At 71.0% G+C, this 9194-nt stretch carries 7 protein-coding genes; 6 read left to right on the top strand and 1 reads right to left on the bottom strand.

Annotation, left to right across the window (positions count from 1 at the left end; all coding sequences use genetic code 11):
* The first annotated feature begins 260 nt into the window (after positions 1-260).
* On the top strand, positions 261-1706 hold the full coding sequence (locus ACFW9D_RS36505; protein ID WP_188336561.1) for an aldehyde dehydrogenase family protein: 1446 nt from the start codon (positions 261-263) through the stop codon (positions 1704-1706).
* Between the two features lie 123 nt (positions 1707-1829).
* Here the strand turns inward: ACFW9D_RS36505 and ACFW9D_RS36500 are convergent, their stop codons facing one another.
* Complete coding sequence (locus tag ACFW9D_RS36500) at positions 1830-2507, bottom strand: DUF5701 family protein (protein ID WP_384629538.1); 678 nt, start codon at positions 2505-2507, stop codon at positions 1830-1832.
* A 161-nt stretch (positions 2508-2668) separates the two neighbouring features.
* Between ACFW9D_RS36500 and ACFW9D_RS36495 the strand changes: the two genes are divergently transcribed.
* From ACFW9D_RS36495 to ispG, 5 genes are all read left to right on the top strand, one after another.
* The gene (locus tag ACFW9D_RS36495; protein ID WP_384629535.1) at positions 2669-3073 is read left to right on the top strand and encodes a hypothetical protein; all 405 of its coding nucleotides are present in this window, start codon (positions 2669-2671) and stop codon (positions 3071-3073) included.
* Positions 3074-3216: 143 nt separating this feature from the next.
* A complete protein-coding gene (locus tag ACFW9D_RS36490; RefSeq protein ID WP_384629532.1) occupies positions 3217-5139 on the top strand; it encodes an acyl-CoA dehydrogenase family protein in 1923 nt (640 codons plus the stop codon).
* Positions 5140-5203: 64 nt separating this feature from the next.
* A complete protein-coding gene (gene dxr, locus ACFW9D_RS36485) occupies positions 5204-6472 on the top strand; it encodes a 1-deoxy-D-xylulose-5-phosphate reductoisomerase (RefSeq protein ID WP_188336557.1) in 1269 nt (422 codons plus the stop codon).
* On the top strand, positions 6469-7770 hold the full coding sequence (locus tag ACFW9D_RS36480) for a M50 family metallopeptidase (protein WP_384629529.1): 1302 nt from the start codon (positions 6469-6471) through the stop codon (positions 7768-7770). The genes dxr and ACFW9D_RS36480 overlap by 4 nt, the downstream gene beginning before the upstream one ends.
* Before the next feature lie 148 nt (positions 7771-7918).
* Complete coding sequence (gene ispG / locus ACFW9D_RS36475) at positions 7919-9076, top strand: flavodoxin-dependent (E)-4-hydroxy-3-methylbut-2-enyl-diphosphate synthase (RefSeq protein ID WP_188336555.1); 1158 nt, start codon at positions 7919-7921, stop codon at positions 9074-9076.
* The last annotated feature ends 118 nt before the right edge of the window (positions 9077-9194 follow it).

Raw genomic sequence — 9194 nt, 5'->3', positions numbered from 1 at the left:
GCATCTCCCCGATCAAGGCGCGGGGCGCCTTTCATCTGGGGAAGGCGCGGCGAAGCCGCTGCCTTCCAGGGGGGCGGGGAACTGCGCGACCAGCCCCCACCGGCCCGCAGCGGCCGACGCACGGAGACGACCAACGGCGCGTTCGCCATTCCGTCGAACGAGGAAACCCGCACACTCCACCCCGGCCAACAAGATCCCGCCCGGCGGAGCCCTACCGTGGGCACATCACCCCCGTTCACGGAAAGGCCGGTACACGACCCATGACCGCCACCCACGCCTTCTGGCTCGCCGGCCGCCAGGCCACCGGCACCGAGACGTTCGACGTCACCAACTCCTACGACAACCGCGTCGTGGGCACCGTCTCCATCGCCACCGAGGCCCAGGTCGAGGAGGCCGTCGCGGCCGCCCACGCCGTCGTGGACGAGTTCGCCGCCACCCCGGCCCACGTCCGTGCCACCGCCCTGGACCACGTGGCGAAGCGACTGGCCGAGCGCACCGAGGAGCTCGCGCAGCTGATCTCGGCCGAGAACGGCAAGCCGATCAAGTGGGCCCGCGGCGAGGTCGGCCGTGCCGTCTCCGTGTTCCGCTGGGCCGCCGAGGAGGCCCGCCGCTTCAACAGCGGTGAGGCCCAGCGCCTGGACACCGACGGTGGCGGCGTCGGCCGGCTCGCGCTCACCCGCCGCATCCCCAAGGGCGTCGTCCTGGGCATCGCGCCGTTCAACTTCCCGCTGAACCTGAGCGCCCACAAGGTCGCCCCGGCCATCGCCGTCGGCGCCCCCATCATCCTCAAGCCGGCCCCGTCCACCCCGATCTCCTCCCTCGTCCTGGGCGAGATCCTGGCCGAGACCGACCTGCCGGCCGGCTCCTGGTCCGTCCTGACCGTGCCGAACGACCGGATGCCCGCCCTCGTCCAGGACGAGCGTCTCCCGGTCATCTCCTTCACCGGCTCCGACAAGGTCGGCTTCGCCATCCAGGAGTCGGTGCCGCACAAGCACTGCACCCTGGAGCTCGGCGGCAACGCCGCGGCCGTCGTCCTCGGCGACTGGTCCTCCGAGGAGGACCTGGACTGGGCGGCGACCCGCATCGCCACCTTCTCCAACTACCAGGGCGGCCAGTCCTGCATCTCCGTGCAGCGCGTCATCGCCGACGCCACCGTGTACGACCGGCTGCTGCCGAAGATCGTCGCGGCCGTCGAGGCGCAGGTCACCGGTGACCCGACCGACGACGCCACGGACGTCGGCCCGCTCGTCGACGAGAACGCCGCCAAGCGCGTCGAGTCCTGGGTCGACGAGGCCGTCGCGGCCGGCGCCAAGCTGCTCGCCGGCGGCAAGCGCGAGGGCGCCTCGTACGCCCCGACCGTCCTCACCGAGCTGCCCGAGGACGTCACCCTGGCCCGCGCCGAGGTCTTCGGCCCGGTCCTCACGGTCGCGAAGGTCGACGGCGAGGCCGAGGCGTTCGCCGCGGTCAACGACTCGGACTTCGGCCTCCAGGCGGGTGTCTTCACCCACGACCTGCAGACCGCGTTCCGCGCCCACCGCGCCCTCGAGGTCGGCGGCGTGATCATCGGCGACGTCCCGTCCTACCGCGCCGACCAGATGCCGTACGGCGGCGCCAAGAAGTCCGGCGTCGGCCGCGAGGGCGTCAAGTACGCGATGGACGACTACACCTACGAGCGCGTCCTGGTCCTGACGGGCCTCGCCCTCTAGCAGCCCCTGAGCAGCCCGTACGGGCGCACGCCGACGCGCGCGCCCGTACGGACCGAGACCGACGGCCGGAGCCCACTGTGCGGGGGCTTCGGCCGTCCTTGCGTTCCGGGGCGGCCCGCGCTGCTAGCTCCGGCCCGTGGCCGAGCCGAAGCCGAGCCACGTGTGCCGGTTGCCCCACCAGCACCAGCCGACCTTCGGGGCGCCGCGCCGCTCCCGTCCGTCCCGCCCCGTGCCGTTGCTGATCCAGATGGCCGGCGTACGGGCGTCCAGGGCTCCGTTCGGCTTGCGCAGCCGTGAGCCGATGGTCATGAAGCAGTGATTGCGCTCCAGGACCTCCGGCCGCTGGAGCACCCAGTGGATGCCCTCGCTGAGCACCAGCGGCGTACGGCCCTCCGCCGCGAGGGCGGGAAGGGCCTCCTCCGGACTCCAGTCGGCCATCCGGTCGCCCCGGTCCACGCCGCTGACCACGTACAGCGGCGCGTCCGGCAGACCGGCGGCCTCGCCCGGCGCGAAGTCGTCGACGTCCGCCATGTCGACGACGACGAAGCCCGGCTTGTCCTCGTGGCGCAGCAGCGGGGCGATGGCCGAGGCGGGAACGCGGTCCGGATGGACGGCGAGCAGGGCGTCACCCCCGGCGCCGACCGCGGCACCCTCGGCGAACGCGCGCAGCTCGCCCGCGGCGATCCCCGCGAGCTCGTGCACCCCTAGTGCGATCAGGCGCTCGGCCTGGACGGCGAGCGGCGGGAGAGCGGTCACGGTCGCGGTGCCGGTCTCTTCGGTTTCGGTTTCGGTTTCGGACACGGTGGTTCCCCTGACGTGCGGTACGGACCGTGGACGCCGGGGAGAACGCGGGCCCGCGCCCGAAGGTTCCCGACTCCCGCGGCTCCGTTTGACGGCGTCCCCCGTCCGGCGTAGGCCGGGAACAGGGGGAACCATCCGCGGAGTCGGAGAGGAGTCCCGTCATGCTCGGCGAGACGATAGGTGAGGAACAGGGGCAGACGACAGGGATGCGGGTGCTGTCCACGGACGGCGGCCACCCCGTCACCGAGGCGTCCTTCCAGGCGAGCGGCACCCTTCTCGGGGTCGAGATCCAGGACACCGGCACGTACGAGTCGGTCCTGCGCCCCGACGGCACCCTCTGGGGCGAAGGACAGGGCTTCAACATGACCAAGGACGGCGAGACGGTCACCTGGCACGGCTCCGGTGTGGGCCGCTTCGTCGACGGTGGCGCGGTCGAATGGCGCGGTGCGATCTTCTTCGAGACCGCCGCCGCGAAGTTCGAACGGCTCAACACCGTTGCCGGCGTCTTCGAGTTCCGCGTAGAAGCCGACGGCAAGGCCACCGCCAAGCTGTACGAGTGGAAGTAGGGCGTACCGAGGCGTCCTGAAAAGCCGCGCCCACCCCGCCGCCGGGGGCCCGCACCCGTCCCGCCGTCTTTCCGAACCACCGGAAATCGGGTACTACGGTCGAGTAGCCACAAGCCCCCGACGAGCGGCGAGGTGAGCTCCGCATGACCGCATCCACCGACCGGCCCAAGGTCTCCGAGCGCGAGGCACGGCAGGTCGCCGAGGCCGCCCGCGAGCAGGGCTGGCGCAAACCCAGCTTCGCCAAGGAGCTCTTCCTCGGCCGGTTCCGCCTCGACCTCATCCATCCGCACCCGGTGCCCGCCGACGAGGACGTGCGGCGCGGCGAGGCGTTCCTCGCCGAACTGCGCGCCTTCTGCGAGACCGAGGTCGACCCGGCGCGCATCGAACGCGAGGCCCGCATCCCCGACGAGACGATCGAGGGGCTCAAGCGGCTCGGCGCGCTCGGCATGAAGATCGACCCACAGTACGGCGGCCTCGGCCTCACCCAGGTGCACTACAACAAGGCGCTCGCCCTCGTCGGCTCCGTGTCCCCCGCGATCGGCGCCCTGCTCTCCGCGCACCAGTCCATCGGCGTACCGCAGCCGGTGAAGACCTTCGGCACCCAGGAGCAGAAGGAGCGCTACCTGCCGCGCTGCGCCCGCACCGACATCAGCGCCTTCCTCCTCACCGAGCCCGACGTCGGCTCCGACCCGGCCCGGCTCGCCACCAGCGCGGTGCCCGACGGCGACGACTACGTCCTCGACGGCGTGAAACTGTGGACCACGAACGGCGTCGTCGCCGACCTCCTCGTCGTCATGGCCCGCGTCCCCGCCTCCGAGGGCCACAAGGGCGGCATCACCGCGTTCGTCGTCGAGGCCGGCTCCGAGGGCATCACCGTCGAGAACCGCAACGCCTTCATGGGCCTGCGCGGCATCGAGAACGGTGTCACCCGCTTCCATCAGGTCCGCGTCCCCGCCGACCAGCGCATCGGCCCCGAGGGCGCCGGCCTCAAGATCGCCCTCACCACGCTCAACACGGGCCGGCTCTCGCTGCCCGCCATGTGCGTCGGCGCCGGCAAGTGGTGCCTGAAGATCGCCCGTGAATGGTCGGCCGTGCGCGAGCAGTGGGGCCGGCCCGTCGCACTCCACGAGGCCGTCGGCGCGAAGATCAGCTACATCGCCGCCACCACGTTCGCCCTCGAGGCCGTCCTCGACCTCTCCTCCCAGATGGCCGACGAGAACCGCAACGACATCCGCATCGAGGCCGCCCTCGCCAAGCTCTACGGCTCCGAGGCCGCCTGGCGGATGGCCGACGAACTCGTCCAGATCCGCGGCGGCCGAGGCTTCGAGACCGCCGAGTCCCTCGCCGCCCGCGGCGAACGCGCCGTCCCCGCCGAGCAGCTCCTGCGCGATCTGCGCATCAACCGCATCTTCGAGGGCTCCACCGAGATCATGCACCTGCTCATCGCCCGCGAGGCCGTCGACGCCCACCTCTCCGTCGCCGGCGACCTCATCGACCCCGACACCTCCCTCACCGACAAGGCGAAGGCGGGTGCCAAGGCCGGCGGCTTCTACGCCCGCTGGCTGCCCAAACTCGTCGCCGGCCCCGGCCAACTCCCCAACTCCTACGGTGAGTTCGGCGACCTCGCGACCCATCTGCGCTACGTGGAACGCGCGGCCCGCAAGCTCGCCCGCTCCACCTTCTACGCCATGTCCCGCTGGCAGGGCCGCATGGAGACCAAACAGGGCTTCCTCGGCCGGATCGTCGACATCGGCGCCGAACTCTTCGCCATGAGCGCCGCCTGCGTCCGCGCCGAACACCTCCGCGCCACCGGCCCGCACGGCCCCGAGGCCCACCAGCTCGCCGACGCCTTCTGCCGCCAGGCCCGTATCCGCGCCGACGAACTCTTCGCCCGCCTGTGGACGAACACCGACGACAACGACCGGAAGGTCGTCAGGGCCGTCCTGGACGGTGCCTACACCTGGCTGGAGGAGGGCGTCATCGACCCGAGCGGCGAAGGCCCCTGGATCGCCGACGCCACACCCGGACCCAGCAAGCGGGAGAACGTCCACCGGCGCATCCCCTGACCGACGGTCCGACAAGTCGGGGCGCCCTGTCGGACTCACAGGTGACGCGCGCAAGAATGGGGGAATGACCGAAAGCCCCTCGCCCCTCGCGGACCCTCACCTCGTCTTCGACCCCGCACCCGCCGAAGGACCCCGCGACATCGTCGTCCTGGGTTCGACGGGGTCGATCGGCACGCAGGCGATCGACCTCGTGCTGCGCAACCCGGACCGGTTCCGGGTCACCGCGCTCAGCGCCGCGGGCGGCCGCGTCGCCCTGCTCGCCGAGCAGGCCCACCGGCTGCGCGTCCGCACGGTCGCCGTGGCCCGCGAGGACGTCGTGCCCGCGCTGCGCGAGGCGCTCGCCGCGCAGTACGGGCCCGGGGAGCCGCTGCCGGAGATCCTGGCCGGACCGGACGCCGCCACCGAGATCGCGGGCCGCGGCGACTGCCACACCGTCCTCAACGGCATCACCGGCTCCATCGGCCTCGCGCCGACCCTCGCCGCCCTGGAGGCGGGCCGCACCCTCGCCCTCGCCAACAAGGAGTCGCTGATCGTCGGCGGCCCCATCGTCAAGCGGATCGCGAAGCCCGGCCAGATCATCCCGGTCGACTCCGAGCACGCCGCCCTCTTCCAGGCCCTCGCCGCCGGCACCCGCGCCGACGTCCGCAAGCTCGTCGTCACCGCCTCCGGCGGCCCCTTCCGCGGCCGGACCAAGGCCGACCTCGCGAACGTCACGGTCGAGGACGCCCTCGCGCACCCCACCTGGGCGATGGGCCCGGTCATCACGATCAACTCGGCGACGCTGGTCAACAAGGGGCTGGAGGTCATCGAGGCGCACCTCCTCTACGACATCCCCTTCGACCGCATCGAGGTCGTCGTCCACCCCCAGTCCTACGTCCACTCCATGGTCGAGTTCGTCGACGGCTCCTCGCTCCTCCAGGCGACCCCGCCCGACATGCGCGGCCCCATCGCCATCGGCCTCGGCTGGCCCGAGCGCATCCCCGACGCCGCCCCCGCCTTCGACTGGACCCAGGCGTCGAGCTGGGAGTTCTACCCGCTCGACAACGACGCGTTCCCGTCCGTCGGGCTCGCCCGGCACGTGGGGGAGCTCGCGGGCACGGCCCCGGCGGTGTTCAATGCCGCCAACGAGGAGTGCGTGGACGCCTTCCTGAAGGGCGCCCTGCCGTTCAACGGGATCATGGAGACCGTCACCCGGGTCGTGCACGAACACGGCACACCCGGAACGGGAACTTCCCTGACCGTCGCGGACGTCCTCGAAGCGGAGACCTGGGCACGCGCCCGGGCCCGTGAACTGACGACGAAGGACCAGGCAGCCGCGGAGGCTCGTGCATGACGACCTTGATGATGATCCTCGGCATCCTCGTCTTCGTGGTGGGCCTGCTCGTCTCCATCGCCTGGCACGAGCTGGGCCACCTGTCGACGGCCAAGCTCTTCGGCATCCGTGTGCCCCAGTACATGGTCGGCTTCGGCCCCACCATCTGGTCGCGCAAGAAGGGCGAGACCGAGTACGGCATCAAGGTCATCCCGCTCGGCGGCTACATCCGCATGATCGGCATGTTCCCGCCCGGCGAGGACGGCCGGATCGAGGCCCGCTCGACCTCCCCGTTCCGCTCGATGGTCGAGGACGCCCGCGCGGCGGCCTTCGAGGAGGTGCGGCCCGGCGACGAGACCCGGCTCTTCTACACGCGCAAGCCGTGGAAGCGCGTGATCGTGATGTTCGCCGGCCCGTTCATGAACCTGATCCTCGCGGTCGCGCTGTTCTTCGTCGTGCTCATGGGCTTCGGCATCACCCAGCAGACGAACGTGGTCGAGTCCGTCTCGCCCTGCGTCATCAAGGCCAGCGCCGAGCGCGACACCTGCAAGAAGACCGACGACGCCTCCCCGGCCAAGGCCGCGGGCCTCCAGGCGAAGGACAAGATCGTGTCCTTCAACGGCGTCACGACGGACAAGTGGAACACGCTGTCCGACGAGATCCGCAAGAGCGCCGGCAAGACCGTCCCGATCGTCGTCGAGCGCGACGGACACCTCAAGACCCTGACCGCGCACATCGCCACGAACCAGGTGGCGAAGAAGGACTCCAGCGGCCAGGTCGTCGACGGCTACGTGAAGGCCGGCTTCCTCGGCTTCACCGCCGCCACCGGCGTCGTCCACCAGGACTTCGGCGACTCCGTGAGCTGGATGGGCGACCGGGTCGGCGACGCCGCCGACTCCATCGTCGCCCTCCCGGCGAAGATCCCGGCCCTGTGGGACGCCGCGTTCGGCGACGGCCCGCGCGAGCAGGACTCCCCGATGGGCGTCGTCGGCGCGGCGCGCGTCGGCGGTGACATCGCCGCTCTCGACATCCCCGCCACGCAGAAGCTGGCGATGTCGCTGATGCTGGTCGCGGGCTTCAACCTGTCGCTGTTCCTCTTCAACATGCTGCCGCTGCTCCCGCTCGACGGCGGGCACATCGCGGGAGCCCTGTGGGAGGCACTGCGGCGGAACGTGGCGAAGGTCTTCCGGCGTCCCGACCCGGGCCCGTTCGATGTAGCGAAGCTCATGCCCGTGGCCTACGTGGTGGCCGGAATCTTCGTCTGCTTCACCATCCTGGTGCTGATCGCCGACGTCGTTAATCCGGTGAAAATCTCCTGATCACGCACGCTTCATGACGCCCGGGTCCCCTGTGGGCCCGGGCGTCCACCTTTGGGTGGTGTAAAGGGGCGCGATGTGCTGGGGGCCCGGCCGGTGACGTAATCTCGGAAACCTGGGACTCGATCCACACCTTGGGGTTGCACAGCAGATGACTGCGATTTCACTCGGCATGCCGGACGTACCGACCAAGCTCGCCGAGCGGCGCAAGAGCCGGCAGATCCAGGTCGGCACCGTGGCCGTCGGCGGCGACGCCCCGGTCTCCGTCCAGTCGATGACGACGACGCGTACGTCCGACATCGGCGCGACCCTCCAGCAGATCGCCGAGCTCACCGCGTCCGGCTGCCAGATCGTCCGGGTGGCCTGCCCCACGCAGGACGACGCCGACGCGCTGCCGATCATCGCCCAGAAGTCGCAGATCCCCGTGATCGCCGACATCCACTTCCAGCCGAAGTACGTCTTCGCGGCCATCGAGGCCGGCTGCGCCGCGGTCCGGGTCAACCCGGGCAACATCAAGCAGTTCGACGACAAGGTCAAGGAGATCGCCCAGGCGGCGAACGACCACGGCACCCCGATCCGCATCGGTGTGAACGCGGGCTCCCTGGACCGCCGACTGCTCCAGAAGTACGGCAAGGCCACCCCCGAGGCGCTCGTCGAGTCCGCCCTCTGGGAGGCGTCCCTCTTTGAGGAGCACGGCTTCCGCGACATCAAGATCTCGGTCAAGCACAACGACCCGGTGGTCATGGTCAACGCGTACCGGCTGCTCGCCGAGAAGTGCGACTACCCCCTCCACCTGGGCGTCACCGAGGCCGGTCCCGCGTTCCAGGGCACGATCAAGTCCGCCGTCGCGTTCGGCGCGCTGCTCTCCGAGGGCATCGGCGACACCATCCGCGTCTCCCTGTCGGCCCCGCCGGTCGAGGAGATCAAGGTGGGCAACCAGATCCTGGAGTCGCTGAACCTGAAGCCCCGCCGCCTGGAGATCGTCTCCTGCCCGTCCTGCGGCCGCGCCCAGGTCGACGTCTACAAGCTCGCCGAGGAGGTCACGGCCGGCCTCGACGGCATGGAGGTCCCGCTCCGCGTCGCCGTCATGGGCTGCGTCGTGAACGGTCCGGGCGAGGCCCGCGAGGCCGACCTCGGCGTCGCCTCCGGCAACGGCAAGGGCCAGATCTTCGTCAAGGGCGAGGTCATCAAGACCGTCCCCGAGTCCAAGATCGTGGAGACCCTCATCGAGGAAGCCCTCAAGATCGCGGAGCAGATGGAGAAGGACGGCGTGGCCTCCGGCGAGCCGACGGTAGCCATCGCGGGCTGACCCGGCTCGGGCCTCCCTTGCCGCATCGGCGTCTGCCGGGCCCCGCGGTCGGGCGTCCGCGGCCGCGCCGTGGCTGATCGCGCAGTTCCCCGCGCCCCTGAGATGCGCACTCCGTGCG

The organism is Streptomyces sp. NPDC059524, from assembly GCF_042749255.1.
Taxonomy (GTDB): domain Bacteria; phylum Actinomycetota; class Actinomycetes; order Streptomycetales; family Streptomycetaceae; genus Streptomyces; species Streptomyces xanthii.
This window is presented reverse-complemented; position numbering and strand designations above follow the sequence as displayed.

What these genes read in the sequence shown, in the direction of transcription:
- ispG (WP_188336555.1), top strand. Translation starts at nt 7,919, where the DNA reads ATGACTGCGATTTCACTCGGCATGCCGGACGTACCGACCAAGCTCGCC.
- ACFW9D_RS36490 (WP_384629532.1), top strand. Translation starts at nt 3,217, where the DNA reads ATGACCGCATCCACCGACCGGCCCAAGGTCTCCGAGCGCGAGGCACGG.
- dxr (WP_188336557.1), top strand. Translation starts at nt 5,204, where the DNA reads ATGACCGAAAGCCCCTCGCCCCTCGCGGACCCTCACCTCGTCTTCGAC.
- ACFW9D_RS36480 (WP_384629529.1), top strand. Translation starts at nt 6,469, where the DNA reads ATGACGACCTTGATGATGATCCTCGGCATCCTCGTCTTCGTGGTGGGC.
- ACFW9D_RS36505 (WP_188336561.1), top strand. Translation starts at nt 261, where the DNA reads ATGACCGCCACCCACGCCTTCTGGCTCGCCGGCCGCCAGGCCACCGGC.
- ACFW9D_RS36495 (WP_384629535.1), top strand. Translation starts at nt 2,669, where the DNA reads ATGCTCGGCGAGACGATAGGTGAGGAACAGGGGCAGACGACAGGGATG.